Here is a 19,950-nt window from a genome sequence, read left to right as displayed (position 1 = left end):
CCACCCCGGTCAACGCGCACCGGGGCCAGCCCTTCCACACTGGATATGACGACGAGGCCAAAATGGCTGTTGAAACCCTTTACCGCAGTACCCGCGATCTGGAGAATACTTTCGTGGACCGTAAACTCGCCGATGCGCACGACCAAATGCTCGAGCTGGCCGAGCTTCTCACCGACGTTCTGGTCAAGAACGTGCCGGGGCTTTCCGAGAAGCACGCAGAAGACGCGAGCATCTACATGGCGAAGAATCGTGCCGTGTTCGCTGCCGCATTCAAGAACAACGCCTCAGCCCTGAGCGAGCTGTCCGAACCTTCCGCTGCTGACGCGGACAGCTGATTCACATCAGGCTTGCACCTCAGAGTCCCGCGGCTTCTTCATGCGAACTGGCCGCGGCTCATTTCTTGATACGCCGCTCTATCGCGCGCATACATTCTATATTCAGGTACTACTTTGTAGAATCAATGTTACCTGACGCACCGCATATAGACCGTTCAGCTACAGCATAAACAACCAACTTCCAGCGTCCTGATACACCGCCATTATAATTACGTCATTTTTATGAACTGCGGTATTCACCCCTGTCATTAATCAGGCGCCAAGAAAACGATACCTCCAAAAACCTTACTTAAAGCCAAGACTCAACGGCCCTTATCGAGGCAGTTGAAAAAGTTCAATCCCCCACTATAAAACACCCCTCAACACCCCGCTTTTGCTGGTCGAAAGCCCCATCCAAAAACAATCAACCCTTCACTGACCGACTTTCAAAAACAAAGTTCCGCCTGATATTCCCTTTGCAAAATACTTCATAAAAAGTTTGGCATTACTAATATCATCTGCTAATAATCGTCGCAAATCCGGGTATCAAGGCACAACGCTACTTCACATTGAAGTGAACATCGAGTCATCCACTCCGATATCACCCGCCCGAAAAATCATACAACTCGCTGGTTACTTGAGCTGCTCACAGCCCAGGTCAACTGCTGTGCGACGCCTATAGACGGGCGGGAGAAAATCAATGGCTACTCAGCACGCCAGAATGAAAATTCTGTCTATTTTCGGTACTCGTCCGGAGGCTATCAAGATGGCGCCACTGGTCAGGGCCCTTGCTGCGGAACCGGGTATCGACTCGAGAATCTGCATTACCGGCCAACACCAGAGCATGCTGCAGCAGGTGCTCGACATGTTCGAGCTGAAAGCCGATTACAGCCTCGATGTGATGCGCCCCCATCAGACCCTGAATTCCCTGACCGCTGCGCTATACGCAGCCATCGACCCGATTCTGGACGAGATGAAACCCGACAAGGTGCTGGTCCACGGCGACACCACGTCAGCGATGGTTGCGGCCATGTCGGCGTTTCACCGGCAGATCCCTATCGGTCACGTCGAAGCGGGCTTGCGCACCGGAGATATCCGTCAGCCATGGCCGGAAGAGATGAACCGTCGCTGTATCGATCTGATTTCTGATCACCTGTTCACACCGACTGCCGAGTCTCGTCGCAATGTACTGGGCGAACGCCTTCAGGGTGTGTCCTTCGTGACCGGCAATACCGTGATCGACGCGTTGCAGATGACCGCACAGCGCATCGACTCCAATCGCCAGCTGCGCCATGCGCTCGACCGACAGTTTTCGTTTCTGGTGCCTGAGCGCAAGGTTCTGGTGGTGACAGGTCACCGCCGCGAGAACTTTGGCGACGGCTTCCTGAACATCTGCAAGGCACTGCGCGCGCTCGCCATGCGCGACGACATACAGATCGTCTACCCGGTGCACCTGAACCCTAATGTACTGGGACCGGTCACGGAACACCTGGGTGACATGCCCAATGTGCACCTGATCAAGCCGCTGGACTACCTGTCATTCGTGCGCCTCATGCAACGTGCCCACGTGATCCTCACCGACTCCGGCGGCGTGCAGGAAGAAGCGCCGTCGCTCGGCAAACCGGTGCTGGTGATGCGTGATGTGACCGAGCGCCCCGAGGCTGTGGCCGCAGGGACCGTGCGTCTGGTGGGCACCGAAGCCGAGGCGATCATTCAGGGCGTCAGTGCGCTGTTCGATGACGAGCAGCTTTGGCAGAACGCCTCGCACGCAGCGAACCCTTATGGAGATGGCAAGGCCAGCGCGCGCATCGTCGACGTGCTGATGGGTCGTCCGATCAGCGAGTTTGTCGTCGAGTTGCCGCGTCGTCGTCCAGAGCAGATCGAGATGGCGCCGCCGTCCCTGTCTCAGCCTGAACCGTTGCGCGCCATGGCTCGCTGACGCAGGCGCACAGCGAAGAATCGACAAAAACTGCACACCTTCCAAGGCACCCGGTTCAGACCGGGTGCCTACAAAAACATTCTGCGGACCCGCTTCGCACCAAGAACCAACGGCCTAGAGCCTCCAAGAGATCTGCCTGATGAAATCTTCCGTTACCGTGAACACGGGCGCGTTGAACGCCCTTGCCTGCGGGATGAGCCTGCTGGCTCTGATGCCCACCTTTGCGCTGGCTGCCGAAAGCCCGCTGACACAGGCGATCAACCGTATCACTCAGGACGCCCGCCAGGAGCGTGTGATTGAACTGCGGGAGCTAGGGATCGACCGTCCGATCATCCTCAACGCGACCGACGCGCGTCGCGAGTTGTACCTGCCGGTGCCTGCCAATGTGGCGCTGACAGATGCGACCCTGAACTTCGATGCCAGCTACCTGAACGGCGAGGCAGGTCGTAACACCTTGCTGCTGTCGCTGGATGGCTACCCGGTGCGCGCGCTGGGCCTCAACGAAGAGCAAGGCAATGCCAGCGCTACGCTGGGTGTGGACAAGGCTGCGCGGGAAACCGGATCGGTACGGCTGGGCATTGCCTGGTCTTCGGTGATCTCGAAAACGCTTTGCGAAGATCAACGCGCCATCGGCAATGTGCTGCGCATCGATCCTCACACTCGACTGACCTACAGCTACGACGCCAGTCAACTCAAGGACGTCGGCGCTGCGTGGAATGCGCTGCCCGGCAAACCCGGCCTGCTCGTTGCGCCCGGCACGCTGTCCAGCGCCAGCTACGATGCCGCCTGGCGTCTGGGTGTAGCGCTTGAACGTATCGGTAAACAGGCACGGATTCTGCCGTTTCCGGTCGTTCAGGACAGCATAGACCTGAGCGGTCTGCGCGTGCCTGCCGAACTCAAGCAGATTCCGGCCTTTGCCAGCCTTGACGGTCAGGGCCAGTACACGTTGAAGAATCAGGCGGAAATCGGTGCCTTGCTGATGCTGGGCCAGACCCCGGCGCTGCAGGCCGATCTGGCCATCAACGATCCGCAACTGCTCAAGGCTATCGACGATTCGCTGAACGCCTTGCAGGAACAGGTCCAAGGGCTCGACGCTTCGGCAGCCACCGCGCTGAGCCAATGGCGCGAACGTCAGGGCAGAAAAACCCTGGCCACCGACGCCGGTAGCGACGTCAGCCTGGCGCTGCTTGGCAATCGCGCGCTGCTGATGATCAAGCCCGACTCAGCGGTCAAAGCCATCGGTCTGTTCAGTTCAGCCTGGAACAAACTGGCGCTCACTCGCCAATTGTCCATCGGCGAAGAAACCGCCATGCCGCTCAGTGAAGACGGCCGCGTGGCCTTGACCCGCCTCGGTGGTCGCCCGGGCACGGTGGACGTACTGGCCAAGACCGACTGGAGCGCTTCGTTCCCGCTGGGCAGTGTGGCTTATGACGGTCGCGTTCCTGTGACCGCCATGATCGATGTCGCCGCAGCGCCGGGTGCATCGGGTACACCGCCGGTTGCCACGCTGTTCCTCAATGACTACCTGATCGGCGCCATGCAACTGAATGCCGATGGCCGCAAGGAGCGCATCGAAGCGCGCATTCCGCAGTACGCGTTGGCGGCACAGAACACCCTGCGCGTGTCCTTCCAGCGTCAGCCGGTCAGCAATCAGTGCCTGGAGACGCCACAGGCGTTCCCGATTTCGGTATTGCCGACCAGCCATGTGGTCATCGATAAGGTGACGCTTGGCGACGACTTCTCCGGCATGGCCGCACACTTTGCCGCCAGCACTCAGGTGATGGTTCCTAAAACCTGGCTCGACCGTCCGGCTGACAGCCTGCCGCAGGTCATCCACGTGGCCAGCGCCTCGGGCGTTTCGCCGCTGCGTGCGCAGCTCAGTGTCAGCGACGACGTCAGTGTTGCAGTGGCGCCGGAAAAGGCATTCCTGGCCTTCGACCTGCCGATCAAGGACGGCGCCGAGTCGGTCAAGGTTGGCAACGACGGGCATTTGCTGATCAATCACAAGGAACAGACGCTGCTCGATCTCAAGACACTCAATCACCTGGCTTCGCTGCAAGTGGTCGAGGCTGGCAACCAGCGCGGCATGGTCTATCGCACACTGGGCGGTCAGGCGCCGAGCTTCGCCCGTCCGCTGGTGCTGGAGCGCGGCAACGCCACGCTGCTGGCTGACAGCGGTTCGCTGGTGACCTTCGATACCAAGGACCCGACCGGCAGCCAGATGATCGAGGACAACGAACCCACCGGACTGGACGCGTGGCGCAAGCCTTCGCTGCTGTGGCTGATCCCCGGCGCAATTGTGGTGTTTCTTCTGCTGTTGCTGGCTGGCCGTCGCGCCCGTCGCAATCGCTCGTAACGGGACGCCCCAATGACGTCGCTTTATTGGCCATATTGGCTGGCCCATTACTACAGCGTGCTGGAAGTCGCGACCATCGTCGTCGGCCTGATCATTCTGGTGTCGAGCATCGATGACCTGATCATCGACGTCTGGTACTGGGCCAGACGCCTGTACCGCAAGTTCACCGCCGAACGCCGCTACCGGCCACTGACTGCCGAGCAGTTGATGGCCCGTGACGAACAGCCGCTGGCGATCATGGTGCCCGCGTGGCTGGAGTACGACGTCATTGCGCCGATGATCGAGAACATGGTGTCGACCCTCGACTATCAGAACTACGTCGTGTTCGTCGGCACCTACATCAACGACCAGCGCACCATCGATGAAGTGGAGCGCATGCGTCGTCGCTACAAGCAGTTGCACCGCGTTGAAGTGCCTCATGACGGCCCGACCTGCAAGGCCGACTGCCTGAACTGGGTGATCCAGGCGATCTTTCTTTACGAGAGAACCCATGCCATGCAGTTCGCCGGGACCATCCTGCATGACAGCGAAGACGTGCTGCACCCGCTGGAGCTGCGCCTGTTCAACTACCTGCTGCCACGCAAGGACATGATCCAGTTGCCAGTCGTGTCGCTGGAGCGCAACTGGTACGAATGGGTGGCGGGCACCTACATGGACGAGTTCGCCGAGTGGCACGGCAAGGATCTGGTGGTGCGTGAAAGCATGACCGATACCGTGCCGTCCGCAGGCGTGGGCACGTGTTTCTCGCGTCGCGCCTTGATGGTGCTGGCCGATGAAAACCAGAATCAGCCGTTCAACACCGAAAGCCTGACCGAGGATTACGACGTCGGCGCGCGTCTGGCGAAGTACGGCATGCAGGCGATTTTCGTGCGTTTCCCGGTGCAGTTTCGCGTGTTGCGCAAATCCTGGTTTCGCAATCCGTATGAATCGACACTGGAAATGCCGCTGTGTGTTCGCGAGTTTTTCCCGGACACCTTTCGCACCGCGTTTCGCCAGAAGGCTCGCTGGACGCTGGGCATCGGCCTGCAAGGCTGGGAGCAGATGGGCTGGAGCGGTTCGCTTGCCAACCGCTACCTGTTGTTTCGCGACCGCAAGGGCGTGGTGACCTCGTTTATCAGCATCATCGCCTACCTGATTCTGGTGCAGTTGGTGGCGCTGATCGTGTTGCGCGCCAGCGGGCTGTGGAACACCAGTTTCCCGACGCCATTCGAAACCAATGGCCTCATCAAATACCTGCTGGTAGCCAACGGCATTGCGCTGCTCTGGCGCATGGTGCACCGCTTCTATTTCACGACGATTCTGTACGGCTGGCAACACGGCCTGCTGTCACTGCCGCGCATGGTGGTCGGCAACTTCGTCAACTTCATGGCTGCGGCGCGGGCCTGGCGGATGTTTCTGGTGGGCAAGCTGCTCAATCGCAAGCTGGCCTGGGACAAGACCATGCACGACTTCCCGTCCACCGACCTGGTCGCCATCGCGCCGCGTCGGCTGGGCAGCGTGCTGCTGTCGTGGCAAGCCATCAACGACGAGAAACTGCAGACCGCGCTGGTCGAACAACAGACCCGCAGGCTGCCGTTGGGCCGTATTCTGTTGAGCCACGGCTGGCTGGACGATGAAACCCTGGCTGAAGCGATTGCCTTTCAGAGCGACCTGCCCCGGGTGTTCGACATCGCGAGCAAACGCGCTGCCGACTCGCCTCTCGCAGACGAATTCTGTCTGCGCTGGCGCGCCGTGCCGCTGTCTGGCGGCATTCAGGGGCGACAGGAAATCGCCGTTGCCAGCCCGCTCACCGAAGAAGGTCTGCAACAGATCACCGAACAACTGGGCGCAGAGCCTGTGCAGCTGATCGCCCGTGAAAGCGAGATCGTCGCGCAACTGCGCCTGCTGCAAGCCGTCGGTGGTCAGCCGCTGCCTGCCGCCACGCCGTTGCTGGGCGACCTGCTGATCGAGCAGGGATTGCTGGACCGCGACGTGTTCAGCAAGGCCATGCTCGGCTACAAACCGCATGTCCACGGCCGGATCGGTGATTACCTGGTGGACATCGGCGTGCTGCCTCGCGAAACCATCGAGCAGGCCGTGGCACGTCAGCACGACCTTTACCGAACTGACGCACTCCCGGAGCAGCCGCTATGAAGCGCCCGTTGATTCTGTCGCTGATGACGACTGGCCTGAGCCTGTGTTCGCCGTTCAGTCAGGCCGAAATCCTGCCGCTACCGTTGACCGGCCCTGCCTACGCCGTCGCCAACGAAGCGTATGCGGCCTACAACCGCAAGGATTACGACCTGGCCATCGCCAAGGCCCGCGAAGCCTTGCGTCAGCGTGAGGATGCCGATCAGTTGCGCACGCTGATCGCGCTGGCCGAGCGTGACAAGGAACGACGCGATCACCCGCAGCGCTACCCTGCCGCGCGGCCAAAACCCGGTTATCTGGAAGGCAATCTCGCCCTGCGCGCCTACGCCAAACGAGACTACGCGGGTTCGGCGCAGCATGCCCGCAAGGCTATCGGTCAGGCACCGAAGAACCTCGATTACCGCATGATACTGATCGAAGCGCTGCAACGTCAGCAGCGCCTTGAGGAGGCTCAGGTGGCAATCGACGATGCCGTTCAGGCTGTCGGACCGCAACCGGCGTTGGACCGACGTCGGCAGGCGATCGAGGAACAGCTTGCGGCCAATACGGCTGCTCGCGGTTATGCCGCATTGGGCCGGGGCGACAACGAGACAGCGTTGAGCGAAGCCCGTGATGCCGTGCGCCGCTTCCCGCAACAAGTGGCTTATCGAAAACTGCTGGTCAGCGCGCTGATTGCCCAACAGCAATACGGCGAGGCACGTTCTGCGGCGACTGAAGCGCTGGCGCTTAATGGCAACGATGCGACCCTGCTCGTTCAGCGCGGGCAGATGCGCCAGCGACTGGGCGACAGCTCTGGAGCGCGCCAGGATTTTGCCCAGGCGCTGGCCGTCGGCAATCTGCCCCTGCGCGAACAGGCATCGCTGTATGCCGCGATGGGGCAACCCAACGAGGCCATGCAGCGAATGCAGCAGGCCCGCGACTCGGGACAGTTGCAACCAGGTGACGAAGTGCAGCTTGCCTACCTGCTCAGCCAGGCAGGCGATGATCGCGGTGCGTTGAACGAGTTCAAGCGCGTGGACCGGCAGGTCGGGCTCAAGCCTAAGGAAGTTCAGGACGCCGCCTACACCGCCATGCGTAACTCGGATGACGCACAGGCGATTGCCTATTTCCGACGCGTGCTGGATTACCAGCAGACCGGTGATCTGCAGATGCCGGACCAGCAGGTGTTCGACACCCGCCGGGCGGTGTCCGACCTGTCCCGCGAATGGGGCGTAACCAACACCACGACTTATCGCGGTGCCAGCACTTCCAGCGGCCTGAATGGCGCGCCGAGCAGCAACAGTGACAGCGTGCAGAACAGCACCGAAGTCTTCTGGCGGCCGTTCGGCTACCGCAACGCGCGCTTTGTCGAGCTGTACGGCCGCGTGACCGATACGCTGTGGAGCAAGGAAAGCAGCGCCGACACCGGCGCGGATGCCTTGCAAGGCGCGCTCGGGGTGCGGGTCAAACCGTTCAGCAGTGTCAACGTGATCGGCGCGCTGGAACGGACCTTTCCGCTTGGCAGTTCCAATATCGACGGCGACTGGCTGGTGCGGCTGGGCTACGGTTCCAGCATCGGTACCGATCTGCGAGTGGATGTGCCGAGTTGGTGGACCTCACAGCTGTACATGGAAGGTGGTCGCTATCTGCAGGACAAGCGCAATTACTTCAACAGTGAATGGCAGGTCGGCCGTAGTTTCCGCATCGACAGCATCAGCCCGAGGCTGGTGGTGTTCCCGCATGTGGTCGCCGCAGTGGACTACGACTCGAAGATGCGCAGCGAAGTCGATGCACTGGGTCGCAACCGCACCTCATCCGATAATGCGGGCGGGCTGGGTGTCGGCACAGGCGTGCGCTACTGGTTCCGTGAGGACAAGTACAAGGCGCCGCAGTCCTATGTCGACGTCTCCGTGCAGTACCGGGAGAAGGTGTTTGGCGATGACCGCGCTCAGGGTGTGTTCGCACGCATGACATTCTCATGGTGATCGTACTGGCGCAAAGTGCAACGAGGAACAATGCTTGAAGGGTCTGATTTCGCTGTTACAGGGAAGGCCCTTGATCAAGACCTCGCTGGTGGCTCTGCTGATCGGTGCGCTCGGTATTGTGACGGGCGAATTGGGTCAGCTGTTTCCTTCCAAAGGCTCGCAGATCGTCGGTATCGTCTGGCAGCCGGACAACGCAACGGTGGACATCGAGGGAGACTGGGACAGTCTTGGAGCACGGGAGCTGCTGGTGCAATGGACGGCGGTGGATAACCAGGCATTCATTCCCGGTACAACGCTGCCTACAGTGCCGGTCCTGCCGGATTGGTCACGCATCGGCAAGGAGCCCTGGGCACAGGATGTGATTCTCGGGTTGGCCGGGCATTTCAGCGAAAACCAGTCGCGGGACAATATCGAGCAACTGGCGGTGCTGTCGGCGCAACTGGCCAAGGTCAAGACGCCACTCAATATCACCGGGTGGTATTTCCCCGCCGAGGTCGATCCAAGCTGGAGCCGCGCCAAAGAACTGCCCGCGCTGCTGGCAAAGCTGCCAAGGCCGTTATGGATCAGCGTCTACGATGGCGCCAACATTGGCCCTGCCGCGACCGCCGACTGGCTGAAAACCTGGCTGCCGGATGACATCGGCGTGTTCTTTCAGGACGGGGTGGGTGTATATGCCCGCACCGCGCCGGTCGCCCGTACCTACGCCGATGCCTTGCGCACACGGCTGGGCAAGAACCGGGTGAGGATCATCGTCGAAGCGTTTCGCCCGCAGGTCGGCGGCGGCTTTCGCTCGGCGACGGCTGCCGAGTTGAAGCCACAGCTTGCCGCCTATGACGGCTACCCCTTGTACCTGTTCGACGGCCCGCATTACGTAACGCCTGCGCTGGTCAAGGCACTGAGAAAATAGCCTTTAACTCCCTGCGTTCCAGTCTCAGGTGAGCGAACGCGGCATCACTCATTTAACAGCCGCTCTGCCAATGCATCGGCAATGCGGGCCGGTGAGCGTTTTTCCGCCTGCGAGTGGGCGAAGACTTCGGTCAGTCGCATCCCGATGCGGGAAAGATGGCGATCGATCGTGCCCTGCCCTTCGCCGTTGTGTTTCAGCGCAACGTAAATCAGCCCTCCCGAATTAATGACGTAATCCGGTGCATACAGGATCCCCCGGGCTTCCAGCTGGTCAGCCACCTGAAGGCTGGTCAACTGGTTGTTCGCCGCACCCGCGACGGCTGCACAACGCAACTGCGCAACGCTCTTGCAGTTCAATACATGCCCCAGACCGCAGGGGGCAAGAATGTCGCACGGCGTACTCAGCAGCGCTTCGCACGCAATGGGGTGCGCATCGAGTTGCGTCATTGCCCGTTGCACCTTATCGCTGTCCAGATCGCTCACCAGTAATTCGGCTCCAGCGGCATGCAGCAGAGCGGCCAGCGGATAGCCCACATGACCCAGCCCCTGAATCGCAACGCGCAACCCTTCCAGATTATCGCTGCCCAGACGCGCCATGGCCGTGGCCCGAATGCCGGTGAACATGCCCATCGCTGTGCTGATCGACGGGTCGCCTGCGTCGCTGGTGCTGGTGACATGCCGGGTACTGAGCGCAACACAATCCATGTCGACACTGGACGTGCCGCTGTCGACAGCGGTGATGTAACGGCCCTGAAGGGTTTCGACAAAGCGCCCAAAGGCTTCGAACAATGCCGGCCGTTCGACGCGCTGCGCGGCTCGCATGATCACCGCCTTGCCGCCCCCCATCGGCAGACCGGCGAGGGCCGCCTTGTAGCTCATGCTTCTTGCCAATTGAATGGCATCTTCTATCGCGCTCTCTTCGTCTGGATAGGTCAGGTAGCGGCATCCGCCCAGCGCAGGTCCCAGGCGGCTGCTGTGAATGGCGATAACGGCTTTCAATCCTGCATCCGGATCGCACACCAGATGCAGCGCCTCGGCACGTGACTGTTGCATGAGAGCGAACATGCGGTGTGCTCCCCCTTCTTATGTCAGGCGAGTATAGGCGCTGGCCCGGAAAAACAATCGACCGCTCAGGCAGATACAAGCGGTGCTGGACGAAATACGTCGGCAGGGCTAAAAGGAATCAGAACAGCACGCTTTTACCCAATCTGTCAGCACGGAGGGGTCGATGACTCCACGTCAGCATTGCCTGGACTGCCTGCAACGCACACCGCCTTCGGTCTTCGAAGCCGCGTTGTGGGTGTCGACCGAACATGACGCGCACTTCCCCCGTCACGAACTCATGGCCGAGATCGATCTCCTGCAACATCGAATTGACGCGGCACTGCCGGTGGCTCCAGCCTGCGAGCTGGCCCAGTTGCTCTTGCGCCAGCTCAGCGCCCTGGGCTTTCAACAGGATGACTGGAACCCGCCCAGGCCCGACTCGGCGTTGCTGCACAAGGTGGTGCAGCGTCGTCGCGGTCAGCCGCTGGGTCTGGCGCTAGTGGCCATGGAGATTGCAAGACGGCTGGATATCGCGCTGGAGGGCGTCAACTTCCCCGGACACTTCCTTCTGCGTGTTCCGGGCGCGGATCACCTGCTCGACCCCTGTGGCGGCCGCAGGTTGTACCCCAGGGATTGCCGCGAGCTGCTGGTGCGTCAGTTCGGACCCACCATGCAGCTGCAGGCCGTGCACATGATGCGGGCCACGCCCGTGAACATGCTGCAGCGGCTGTCGCGCAACCTGAGGCATCTGCACATCATCAATGATGACCTGATCGCGGCTCTCAAGGATGCGGACCGGATCGTCGAACTGGGCCAGGCTACGAGCAGCGATCACATGGCTCGCGCCAGCCTTTATCAGTCACTGGAATGCCCACAGGCCGAGCGCTTCGATCTGCAGCATGCCTTGCTGCTCAGTGACGACCCGATACAGCGACTCAAGCTCACCGAACGCCTGAGCCAATTGCCGTCTCACCGAAGTGTGCACTGACCGCCTGCCTGACATACGCCGAGGCCTGCGTATTGTTACCGCTCGGGTAACGCTGCATATCCTGTCCGAGGATGTTTCAAACGCGTCAGGGACGCTAACCTTCTCGCCCTTGAAGTCGTTGTTTTTCAGCTCCCCTGAATCAACTTCCATTAACCGCTGCACAGTTTGCTGTGCGGCGGTTTTTTTTGCGCAGCTTATTATCTGGCCGCACGGTCACCCTTTTATATAATGCTTGCTCTGTTTGGAGCCTTCCTTTTCCAACGCTTCAAACTTGCGCATGTCATAACTGTCGCCGGACTGGGCAAACGCCGCGAGGTTTTGAATAATGTGAATGGTTCGAATGTAATCCGGTAATAGCAGTTTGGCGTAGGGGTCCCCCCAAGCGGACTTTTCTTTCATGTCCACAATACGGCCGGCGAAGAATTCCAGTGCATTGATTTCCCTGTCCGGATTAAGCACATTACCTTTATTGTCAAACTCGTCACCGGCGCGGCTCATGAGTTCGGCTGTGTGATTATCGATAAAACCGGCTTTGAACAGCACCATCCCCGCTCTGCTCAAGTCCTTGGGGGTGATCTGCTCCGGGTTGAAGTCCTTGAACATCGGCTTCATCTTGCGTTTTTCCATCGCTAACGAGTTGAGCGCAAGCGCATTTTCCCCGACCTCTCGCAGCACCTGACTGATCTGAACCTTGGGCGCTTTGATAACGGCGCGCGCTTCGGGCATTTTAACGGTGAAAGGTGGCAAATCACCCCAGATGGATCCGGCCATGGGCTACTCCGATAATGAATACGTTCAACCGTCATATCGGAGTGAAAAGGTATTTATTGATAGAGACTCAAAAATCCGTACCAAACTTACAACTGCACCGGACAATTCTTACAGAGAACGGTAACTAATCCTCAACTTCAAACTATGGACTTACAAATAATCAACTTTAGAGAAATAAAAAACGGCATAACAGGGCCGAGAAAATAGCTCTGCCCTGCATGTGAACAAGCTGAATACGGGCGTCACCTCACATATTTTTGCAGATTGGCCATCATCTCCTTCAACGCGTCGATGTTATCCGCAGGATGCGCCGCGTCGTCGAAATTGCCGATGGTTTGCCAGTGTTCGGCGACATCCTCAGGGCTGAAGCCTGCATGCGGATCGAAGCAGGCGCCCAGGCTGCGTTCCCAGCGAACCTTGCCGATCCAGCCGCCCCCCACTTCGAAAAGGCTGCCGCTTTCCTGGCAACGGTCACTGCCCAGGTACACCACCAGCGGGCTGACCAGCTCGGGCTTGAGCAGCTCGAATACGTTGGCCGGTATCAGGCCCTCGGTCATGCGTGTGCCGCCGGTTGGCGCGATGGCGTTGACCAGGATGCCGTTCTTGCGGCCTTCCAGTGCAAGCGTGCGGGTCAGACCGTACAACCCGAGCTTGGCCATCCCGTAATTGGACTGGCCGAAGTTGCCGTAGATACCCGAGGTCGAAGAGGTGAAGATCACCCGACCGAAATTCTGCTCACGCAAGTGCGGCCAGGCGGCATGCGTGACTTTGTAGGCGCCTTCCACGTGAACCCGGTAAACCAGATCCCAGTCGGCATCCTCCATTTTGGCGAAGGACTTGTCGCGCAGAATACCGGCATTGTTGACCACAACATCGATGCGGCCGAAAGCATCGAGGGCGTGCTGCACAATGTGGCCGCCGTCGGTCACCGAGTCGTGATTGGCGACCGCCGTGCCTCCTGCTTCGCGGATTTCTGCCACCACACGGTCGGCCGCCGAGGCGTTGGCACCCTCGCCCTGCGCCGATCCGCCCAGATCATTGACCACCACCCGAGCACCGTATTTAGCGAACAGCAGTGCGTGAGCACGCCCAAGACCTCCGCCCGCTCCCGTCACGATGACTACCTTGTCTTCAAAACGCACGGATTCGCTCATTGCTGGCTCCACTGTCAAAGGGATGTAATCCACTGAGTGTTGACCAGCAGGACGCCGTCCACAATGAATACAGCCGCGGCTGAATGGTGCTCAATAACGCAGCGGGATGGATTCAGCCCAAGTGCTTGATGAAATCAGCCAGCCAGGGCTCGGCATCGCTCTCGGGCGTGACGCTCTCGCTGGCATCCAGTTGCAGCATGGCCTGCACTTCACTGACACCCAACTCGGCGAACAACTCACGTAACTGCTCACCACCGGCGCAGAACGTATCACCGTAACTCGCGTCACCCAAACCGATAACCCCGCCGGGCAGGCCGCGCAGCGCAGCAGGCAATTGGTCACGCAACTGGGAGTAGATCGGCACGATATTGTCTGGCAGCTCTCCCATGCCGGTGGTCGAGGTCACGGCCAGCAAGGCCTGCGGCTCGAAGGCCAACAGCTCAGGCAGGGTGATGCGAGGGTTGAGCAGCGTCTCGTGACCTGCTGCGCGCAGCAGCCCGCCTGCATGCCGGGCCACTTCTTCGGCCGATCCGTAGACCGAACCGCACACAATCGCGATTCTCATGACTCATCCTCTGGCAGCTTGAAAAAGGGCGACAGTATGCCCCAGAGGCCTTTGGTATTTCAGCCCCGGCAACTGACACGGCTCGCACTGAAGCGACGACAGGCCCTAGAATGCGACGGTGAAATCTGCTCGGGAATGCCACGTGATGATCAACGCAAAATTGCTGCAACTGGTCATAGATGCATCGACCGACGGTATTGTCGTGGCCGAGCAGGAAGGCGACGACAATATCCTTATCTATGCCAACAAGGGTTTTGCCGCCCTGACCGGTTACAGCGTGGAAGAAGTGCTGTATCAGGATTGCCGGTTTCTACAGGCCACCGACCGTCAGCAGGAAGCACTCGAGGCCATTCAGAAAGCCATACGCAGTGGCCAGGCATGCCGTCAGATACTGCGTAACTATCGCAAGGATGGCAGCACGTTCTGGAATGAGCTGTCGATCACGCCAGTGCGCAACGAAGCGAACCAGTTGATGTATTACATCGGGATTCAGAAAGATGTCACCGTTCAGGTCCAGAATGAGCAACGGATCAAAGAACTTGTGGACCAGTTGGCAGAGGCCAAGGCAGAAATTGAAGCATTGAAATCGGGAAATAGCTGAAAATACGACGAACGGCAGGAACGCTGTGCAGATCAAAGGGTCTTCTTCATCAATTGCCTGTTAGTTCGAGTCTCCTCATGCAACCTGATTCCCTATTGACGCAAGCTGAGCTGGATTTCATCCAGAGCATGCATCGCAACCCCAAACTGAACGTGCGTGACAGCACGCGCAGTCTGCTGGTCAATGGCGGCGTACAGATTCAGGATTTGCTGACCCGGCTGGCAGCCCACGAGCAGGTCACGATCCACGCCCAGTTCGAAAATCAGCAAATGAATTTTCCGCTGCACCTGGTCGAAGACGAGTTCCACGCCCTGCACCTTGAACTGGGTGCGCCCAGCATCTTCGAAGAAGGTCCGCAGATTCGTCCCTGGCGTCTGGTCCTGGAAGAGCCGGTGCCCCTGGAGACTGAAAAGGGCTCGCTGACGTCCCTGTGGGTTCACGAGCTGTCGTTCAAGGGCGTTCTGCTTGAGAGCAGAAAGCAGGGCAAGCTGCCCAAGCACTTTGCCGCCTGGTTCAATCCGGTGGGACAAGCGCCTATCGCCATGCGCGGCAAGCTTGAGCGATTGAAGGACAACAATCTGGGTGCCTACCGCCTGAGCCAGCACAGCAAGGAAGACTCGGAGCGCCTGCGTCAATACATCCTGCAGGAACATCGGCGCATGCACCCTTCCCTGCATCAGTGACGCATGGTCGTTACCTGGGACACGCTGTCAGCTGTCCATCTGCCCCGCCAGAAACTGCTTGAGCAAACGGTTCATCGAACGACCATCACTGCCAAGGCAGGCGATGGTAGATCCGGCAAGCCCCTCCTGAACGAAGTGCGACACTTCCCCGGCAAGCAGTACCGGGCATTCCAGCGTCAATGCCAGTCTGTTCAGACGCTTTGGCAGATCAGTGGCAGATGACGTGTTGGAAAACAGCACCAGCGCCAACGGCTCGACCCGTTCGCAGACCAGACTCAGCTCGTCAAAAGGCTGACCGATGGCCAACACTCTTATGGCGACCTCCGCACTCCCCATGAGCAATCCTGCAACCGACAACTCAAGCTCCCGGTCCTGAGAGGACAGAGCGGCCAGCACCACCACGCCCTTTGCCGGATCGTTGGCCAGTTGCAGCCGCTGCAGCACCCTGCCGCGCAGAAATGTATCGAAGAACAACCCTTCGCTCGTATGCCCGAACGTATCCCGATTGAGCATCACCTCCCGCCACAGCGGCATAAGAATGTCTTCGAACACCACCACGAGTGAGTAGGTCGAGAAAATCTGCCCGTAGAGTTGCTCCAGGCGACGCTCGTCGAACATGCCGATGGCCTGCCTCAACTGACTCTGCCACTGCGTCCAGTCCGCTCGGGACAGCGGATTCTCCGGCGGTGACGACTGACTGCGAGTACTTTCGCTGCGGGCCAGGATCTTGCCGATCTTGCTGACAGCCACGCCCCGCTCTATCCAGTCGAGAATGCTGCGTACGGTTTCGATGTCGGACTGCGAATACAGCCGGTGCCCACTCTCGGTGCGCGTTGGCTGAATCAGGCCGTACCGACGCTCCCACGCGCGCAGCGTGACCGGGTTGACGCCAGTCAGACGGGCAACCTCGCGAATCGGATAAAGCTCTTGTTGCCTGAAATCCTCGTCGGGATCCTTCCGGACAAGGTGGTGATCAATGGGTTGAGTCATGCCGGGTTATCACTTGTATTTGTGCGCCGCATTGTAAACAGCGCCGCCGAACGGTCTATAGCGCCGGGCGTCAGAAATTGAGGCCAGCGAGCGACTACAAAGTTCTACTTGTTTTAAACGGATTCAGGAATAATCCTTGCTTGCTTCTGAGTGAAGCTGACGCGGCCCACCACCCCGGTGCCGCGCCATGTGACCTCCCTATCCGGGAATCTCACGCCTCTACCGGAGATACACAATGTCTACCTCACCCGTCACCTTGATGGTTGCACGCCGTGTCGCCCATGGCCGCTATCAGGAAATGATGGCCTGGCTGCACGAAGGCGAACAACTGGCCACCGACTTTCCCGGCTATCTGGGTTCCGGCGTACTCGCTCCGCCGCCTGGCGATGACGAATTCCAGATTATTTTCCGCTTTACTGACGAGCAGACCATGCACGCCTGGGAGCATTCTGCATCCCGACGCTCCTGGCTGGTGCGCGGCAGCGGTCTGTTCGCGCAACCCTCGGAACATCGCGTGAGTGGCATAGACGGCTGGTTCGGCGCGGCCGATCAACGCCCGCCGCGCTGGAAACAGGCGGTTGCCATCTGGCTGGCGTTCTTTCCGGTTTCGCTGATTTTCAATTTTCTGCTGGGTCCGCTGCTCAATCATCTCGACCTGCTGCCACGCATCATGATCAGCACTGCAATCCTGACGCCGCTGATGGTCTATCTGTTCATACCGCTGTCCACGCGCCTTTTGGCACCCTGGCTACAGACTTCGCCAACCGCAGCGTCACGCCGAACCCACTCCGCATCCTCCCGATAACCCGACAAGACCTGTACAAAACCCTTCAGACGGTACAGGTCTTGCTCGCGCGCAAAAATCGATCAAGCCGCTTGTTTTTCCCATATTAGACACCCCGCCCGCTCGATAGACATGTGATTCGCGATGATCAGGGTTGTACAAAAAAATCCTCTGGTATAAGTTTGCTGTCAGCCTGAACAACACTTTGATGTAGGTCGTTTCCTCAGGCTGGTTAGCAAACACCCTCTTACCGACATGATGCGTGAACTGCCGATGGACATTTCTTCTGCACCGATCCTGATCACCGGCGCCAGTCAGCGAGTGGGACTGCATTGTGCGCAGCGTCTGCTGGAGCAGGGCCATCCTGTGATCGTCAGCTATCGCAGCGAGCGGCCGGGTATCGACGAATTGCGCCGGGCAGGTGCTATTGCCCTGCAAGGCGATTTCTCCAGCGAAGCAGGCATCATGGCGTTTATTGAAGCGCTCAAAGACCACACCGACAGCCTGCGTGCCATCGTGCACAACGCCTCAGAGTGGCTCGCTGAAACACCGGGCGATGAAGCCGGGCAGTTCAGCCGGATGTTCAACGTACACATGCTTGCGCCCTACCTCATCAACCTGCACTGCGCGTCACTGTTGCACGCCAGCGAGGTGGCCGACATCGTTCACATCAGCGATGACGTCACTCGCAAAGGCAGCAGCAAGCACATCGCGTATTGCGCCAGCAAGGCAGGCCTGGAAAGCCTGACCCTGTCGTTTGCCGCGCGGCTCGCACCGCGCATCAAGGTCAACGGCATTGCTCCGGCATTGCTGATGTTTCAACCCACGGACGACGCAGCGTACCGCGCCAACGTCCTCGCCAAATCGGCGCTGGGCATAGAGCCGGGTGCAGAAGTGATCTACCAGAGCCTGCGTTACCTTCTGGACTCCACTTATGTCACCGGCACCACACTGACCGTAAACGGTGGACGGCACGTCAAGTAGGCCGCCCCGAGGATCAATCTGATGAGCTTATCCCTGCCACAGCATTATCGAGACATTCTGGTCGGCCTCGGTGAAGACCCGGAACGCGAAGGCCTTCTGGATACTCCCAAGCGCGCCGCCAAGGCGATGCAGTATCTGTGTCATGGTTACACCCAGAGCGTTGAAGAAATCGTCAATGGCGCACTGTTCGCGTCCGACAACGACGAGATGGTCATTGTCCAGAACATCGAGCTGTACTCGCTGTGCGAGCATCACCTGCTGCCGTTCATCGGCAAGGCGCACGTTGCGTACATTCCAACCGGCAAGGTGCTGGGTCTGTCGAAGATCGCCCGCATCGTCGACATGTTCGCCCGACGCCTGCAGATCCAGGAAAATCTGACCCGCCAGATCGCCGAAGCGATTCAGGAAGTGACCGGAGCCTCCGGCGTTGCCGTGGTGATCGAGGCCAAACACATGTGCATGATGATGCGCGGCGTGGAAAAGCAGAATTCGACCATGAACACATCGGTCATGCTGGGTGCATTCCGCGAGTCCAGCACGACGCGCATGGAGTTTCTGCAATTGATCGCAAGGAGCAAATAACGATGGCCCGACTGGAACCCGGAACCGCGCGCATTCGCGTCAAGGACCTGCGACTGCGCACGTTCATCGGCATCAATGAAGACGAGATTCTCAACAAGCAGGATGTACTGATCAACCTGACGATTCTGTATGTCGCCCAGGAAGCGGTGCGCGACAACGACATCGAACACGCGCTCAACTACCGCACCATCACCAAGGCGATCATTCAGCACGTCGAAGGCAATCGCTTCGCGCTGCTTGAGCGGTTGACCCAGGAAGTGCTGGATCTGGTCATGAGCCATCAGGCGGTGACCTACGCCGAAGTGGAAGTCGACAAGCCGCACGCGCTGCGTTTTGCCGAATCCGTCTCGATCACGCTCGCCGGTCAACGCTGAAACTCTTATCATGACGTCACTTTACTGACCGAAAAGAGCCCGTCATGACCGAGCAAGAACGCCTCGAACTCGAAGCCGCCGCCTTTCGCCGACTGGTGGCGCATCTGGACAGCCGCAAGGACGTCCAGAACATCGACCTGATGAACCTGTCCGGCTTCTGCCGCAACTGCCTGTCCAAATGGTACAAGGCTGCGGCCGACGAGAAACACATCGACATCAGCCTCGATGACGCCCGCGAAGTGGTCTACGGCATGCCGTACAGCGAGTGGAAAGCTCACTACCAGAAAGAAGCCAGCCCCGAGCAACAGGCTGCCTTCGCCAAGGAACCCAAGCATGACTGACCTGAACTCCCTGCGCACCCGTCTGCGCAGCGGCGAACACGCCTTTGCCGACACCCTCGCCTTCATCGCCGAAACCTACGACTACCAGCCACAGGCGTTCCGTAACGGTGATGTCGACAATGCGGCGGGCCAGAACGAAGGTTCGTGCAAGACCCTGGGCATGGCCCTGCTGGAAGGCCTGAGCGATGAAGAGGCACTGCTGGCGTTCGGCGAACACTACCGTTCCGTGCAGGCCACACCCGATGGCAGCGACCACGGCAATATTCGTGCGCTGATCAAGCATGGTCTGGCGGGCGTGACGTTCGAAGGAGAGCCGCTCAAGCGCAAGGGTTGAAGTACGACGGCGGATCTGTCTCCCGGCACGCTGCCTCTTATCAAACAACACGTAATCTGCTGGATGAACACGTTTTTGTGGGAGGCGGCTTGCCGGCGATGCAGTCGACGCGGTATGTCAGGAAAATCGCGTCATCGTTCATCGCC

The 19,950-nt window shown here is 59.4% G+C and carries 20 protein-coding genes; 15 read left to right on the top strand and 5 right to left on the bottom strand.

What is annotated here, in order from left to right; all coding sequences use genetic code 11:
- The first annotated feature begins 62 nt into the window (after window positions 1–62).
- The 6 genes from AO065_RS06410 (at window position 63) to AO065_RS06385 (ending at window position 9,610) form a co-directional block, all read left to right on the top strand.
- Window positions 63–335, top strand: a complete 273-nt coding sequence (locus AO065_RS06410) for a YebG family protein (RefSeq protein WP_004885106.1) — start codon at window positions 63–65, stop codon at window positions 333–335.
- 679 nt (window positions 336–1,014) lie between these two features.
- Entirely contained in the window at window positions 1,015–2,253 is a 1,239-nt protein-coding gene (gene wecB, locus AO065_RS06405; protein WP_029242265.1) for a non-hydrolyzing UDP-N-acetylglucosamine 2-epimerase, read from the top strand.
- A gap of 139 nt (window positions 2,254–2,392) precedes the next feature.
- Window positions 2,393–4,609: a cellulose biosynthesis cyclic di-GMP-binding regulatory protein BcsB gene (locus AO065_RS06400; protein ID WP_004885108.1), complete on the top strand. Its 2,217-nt coding sequence runs from the start codon at window positions 2,393–2,395 to the stop codon at window positions 4,607–4,609.
- A gap of 12 nt (window positions 4,610–4,621) precedes the next feature.
- Complete coding sequence (locus tag AO065_RS06395; protein ID WP_004885109.1) at window positions 4,622–6,742, top strand: glycosyl transferase family protein; 2,121 nt, start codon at window positions 4,622–4,624, stop codon at window positions 6,740–6,742.
- The gene (locus AO065_RS06390; protein WP_004885110.1) at window positions 6,739–8,703 is read left to right on the top strand and encodes an NfrA family protein; all 1,965 of its coding nucleotides are present in this window, start codon (window positions 6,739–6,741) and stop codon (window positions 8,701–8,703) included. Before AO065_RS06395 ends, AO065_RS06390 begins: the two co-directional genes overlap by 4 nt.
- A 34-nt stretch (window positions 8,704–8,737) precedes the next feature.
- The gene (locus AO065_RS06385; protein WP_004885111.1) at window positions 8,738–9,610 is read left to right on the top strand and encodes an alpha-amylase family protein; all 873 of its coding nucleotides are present in this window, start codon (window positions 8,738–8,740) and stop codon (window positions 9,608–9,610) included.
- Window positions 9,611–9,654: 44 nt separating this feature from the next.
- On the opposite strand, the gene AO065_RS06380 is transcribed toward AO065_RS06385, so the two are convergent.
- Window positions 9,655–10,674, bottom strand: a complete 1,020-nt coding sequence (locus tag AO065_RS06380; protein WP_004885112.1) for a Leu/Phe/Val dehydrogenase — start codon at window positions 10,672–10,674, stop codon at window positions 9,655–9,657.
- Window positions 10,675–10,837: 163 nt separating this feature from the next.
- Between AO065_RS06380 and AO065_RS06375 the strand changes: the two genes are divergently transcribed.
- A complete protein-coding gene (locus tag AO065_RS06375) occupies window positions 10,838–11,641 on the top strand; it encodes a SirB1 family protein (protein ID WP_004885113.1) in 804 nt (267 codons plus the stop codon).
- Window positions 11,642–11,854: 213 nt separating this feature from the next.
- On the opposite strand, the gene AO065_RS06370 is transcribed toward AO065_RS06375, so the two are convergent.
- From AO065_RS06370 to AO065_RS06360, 3 genes are all read right to left on the bottom strand, one after another.
- The gene (locus AO065_RS06370; protein WP_004885114.1) at window positions 11,855–12,412 is read right to left on the bottom strand and encodes a hypothetical protein; all 558 of its coding nucleotides are present in this window, start codon (window positions 12,410–12,412) and stop codon (window positions 11,855–11,857) included.
- Window positions 12,413–12,654: 242 nt separating this feature from the next.
- Window positions 12,655–13,566, bottom strand: coding sequence for an SDR family oxidoreductase (locus tag AO065_RS06365; RefSeq protein ID WP_004885115.1), 912 nt, complete (start codon window positions 13,564–13,566; stop codon window positions 12,655–12,657).
- Window positions 13,567–13,678: 112 nt separating this feature from the next.
- The gene (locus AO065_RS06360; protein WP_004885116.1) at window positions 13,679–14,131 is read right to left on the bottom strand and encodes a flavodoxin; all 453 of its coding nucleotides are present in this window, start codon (window positions 14,129–14,131) and stop codon (window positions 13,679–13,681) included.
- Between the two features lie 145 nt (window positions 14,132–14,276).
- Between AO065_RS06360 and AO065_RS06355 the strand changes: the two genes are divergently transcribed.
- Window positions 14,277–14,732 (top strand): PAS domain-containing protein, encoded by a 456-nt coding sequence (locus AO065_RS06355; RefSeq protein ID WP_004885117.1) that lies wholly within the window; start codon window positions 14,277–14,279, stop codon window positions 14,730–14,732.
- Between the two features lie 77 nt (window positions 14,733–14,809).
- Window positions 14,810–15,415: a hypothetical protein gene (locus AO065_RS06350; RefSeq protein ID WP_004885118.1), complete on the top strand. Its 606-nt coding sequence runs from the start codon at window positions 14,810–14,812 to the stop codon at window positions 15,413–15,415.
- A gap of 27 nt (window positions 15,416–15,442) precedes the next feature.
- On the opposite strand, the gene AO065_RS06345 is transcribed toward AO065_RS06350, so the two are convergent.
- On the bottom strand, window positions 15,443–16,405 hold the full coding sequence (locus AO065_RS06345) for a MerR family transcriptional regulator (RefSeq protein ID WP_004885119.1): 963 nt from the start codon (window positions 16,403–16,405) through the stop codon (window positions 15,443–15,445).
- Between the two features lie 235 nt (window positions 16,406–16,640).
- Here AO065_RS06345 and AO065_RS06340 point away from each other — a divergent pair, with 235 nt between their 5' ends.
- The 6 genes from AO065_RS06340 (at window position 16,641) to AO065_RS06315 (ending at window position 19,804) form a co-directional block, all read left to right on the top strand.
- A complete protein-coding gene (locus tag AO065_RS06340; RefSeq protein ID WP_004885120.1) occupies window positions 16,641–17,210 on the top strand; it encodes a putative antibiotic biosynthesis monooxygenase in 570 nt (189 codons plus the stop codon).
- A 258-nt stretch (window positions 17,211–17,468) separates the two neighbouring features.
- Window positions 17,469–18,173 (top strand): dihydromonapterin reductase, encoded by a 705-nt coding sequence (folM, locus tag AO065_RS06335; protein ID WP_162234356.1) that lies wholly within the window; start codon window positions 17,469–17,471, stop codon window positions 18,171–18,173.
- 21 nt (window positions 18,174–18,194) lie between these two features.
- Window positions 18,195–18,755, top strand: coding sequence for a GTP cyclohydrolase I FolE (folE, locus tag AO065_RS06330; RefSeq protein ID WP_004885122.1), 561 nt, complete (start codon window positions 18,195–18,197; stop codon window positions 18,753–18,755).
- 2 nt (window positions 18,756–18,757) lie between these two features.
- Window positions 18,758–19,129 (top strand): dihydroneopterin triphosphate 2'-epimerase, encoded by a 372-nt coding sequence (gene folX / locus AO065_RS06325; protein ID WP_004885123.1) that lies wholly within the window; start codon window positions 18,758–18,760, stop codon window positions 19,127–19,129.
- Window positions 19,130–19,173: 44 nt separating this feature from the next.
- A complete protein-coding gene (locus tag AO065_RS06320) occupies window positions 19,174–19,470 on the top strand; it encodes a DUF1244 domain-containing protein (protein WP_004885124.1) in 297 nt (98 codons plus the stop codon).
- On the top strand, window positions 19,463–19,804 hold the full coding sequence (locus AO065_RS06315) for a HopJ type III effector protein (protein ID WP_004885125.1): 342 nt from the start codon (window positions 19,463–19,465) through the stop codon (window positions 19,802–19,804). The genes AO065_RS06320 and AO065_RS06315 overlap by 8 nt, the downstream gene beginning before the upstream one ends.
- Window positions 19,805–19,950 lie beyond the last annotated feature (146 nt).

Origin of the sequence: Pseudomonas viridiflava (genome assembly GCF_001642795.1) — a bacterium.
GTDB lineage: Bacteria > Pseudomonadota > Gammaproteobacteria > Pseudomonadales > Pseudomonadaceae > Aquipseudomonas > Aquipseudomonas viridiflava.
Note: the sequence above shows the minus strand (reverse complement) of the source record. Positions and strands in the feature narration are given on the sequence as shown.

Excerpts from the sequence above, each read along its gene's own strand:
- AO065_RS06410 (WP_004885106.1), top strand. The coding sequence starts at position 63 with ATGGCTGTTGAAACCCTTTACCGCAGTACCCGCGATCTGGAGAATACT.
- wecB (WP_029242265.1), top strand. The coding sequence starts at position 1,015 with ATGGCTACTCAGCACGCCAGAATGAAAATTCTGTCTATTTTCGGTACT.
- AO065_RS06400 (WP_004885108.1), top strand. The coding sequence starts at position 2,393 with ATGAAATCTTCCGTTACCGTGAACACGGGCGCGTTGAACGCCCTTGCC.
- AO065_RS06395 (WP_004885109.1), top strand. The coding sequence starts at position 4,622 with ATGACGTCGCTTTATTGGCCATATTGGCTGGCCCATTACTACAGCGTG.
- AO065_RS06390 (WP_004885110.1), top strand. The coding sequence starts at position 6,739 with ATGAAGCGCCCGTTGATTCTGTCGCTGATGACGACTGGCCTGAGCCTG.
- AO065_RS06380 (WP_004885112.1), bottom strand. The coding sequence starts at position 10,674 with ATGTTCGCTCTCATGCAACAGTCACGTGCCGAGGCGCTGCATCTGGTG.
- AO065_RS06375 (WP_004885113.1), top strand. The coding sequence starts at position 10,838 with ATGACTCCACGTCAGCATTGCCTGGACTGCCTGCAACGCACACCGCCT.
- AO065_RS06370 (WP_004885114.1), bottom strand. The coding sequence starts at position 12,412 with ATGGCCGGATCCATCTGGGGTGATTTGCCACCTTTCACCGTTAAAATG.
- AO065_RS06365 (WP_004885115.1), bottom strand. The coding sequence starts at position 13,566 with ATGAGCGAATCCGTGCGTTTTGAAGACAAGGTAGTCATCGTGACGGGA.
- AO065_RS06360 (WP_004885116.1), bottom strand. The coding sequence starts at position 14,131 with ATGAGAATCGCGATTGTGTGCGGTTCGGTCTACGGATCGGCCGAAGAA.
- AO065_RS06355 (WP_004885117.1), top strand. The coding sequence starts at position 14,277 with ATGATCAACGCAAAATTGCTGCAACTGGTCATAGATGCATCGACCGAC.
- AO065_RS06350 (WP_004885118.1), top strand. The coding sequence starts at position 14,810 with ATGCAACCTGATTCCCTATTGACGCAAGCTGAGCTGGATTTCATCCAG.
- AO065_RS06345 (WP_004885119.1), bottom strand. The coding sequence starts at position 16,405 with ATGACTCAACCCATTGATCACCACCTTGTCCGGAAGGATCCCGACGAG.
- AO065_RS06340 (WP_004885120.1), top strand. The coding sequence starts at position 16,641 with ATGTCTACCTCACCCGTCACCTTGATGGTTGCACGCCGTGTCGCCCAT.
- folE (WP_004885122.1), top strand. The coding sequence starts at position 18,195 with ATGAGCTTATCCCTGCCACAGCATTATCGAGACATTCTGGTCGGCCTC.
- folX (WP_004885123.1), top strand. The coding sequence starts at position 18,758 with ATGGCCCGACTGGAACCCGGAACCGCGCGCATTCGCGTCAAGGACCTG.
- AO065_RS06320 (WP_004885124.1), top strand. The coding sequence starts at position 19,174 with ATGACCGAGCAAGAACGCCTCGAACTCGAAGCCGCCGCCTTTCGCCGA.
- AO065_RS06315 (WP_004885125.1), top strand. The coding sequence starts at position 19,463 with ATGACTGACCTGAACTCCCTGCGCACCCGTCTGCGCAGCGGCGAACAC.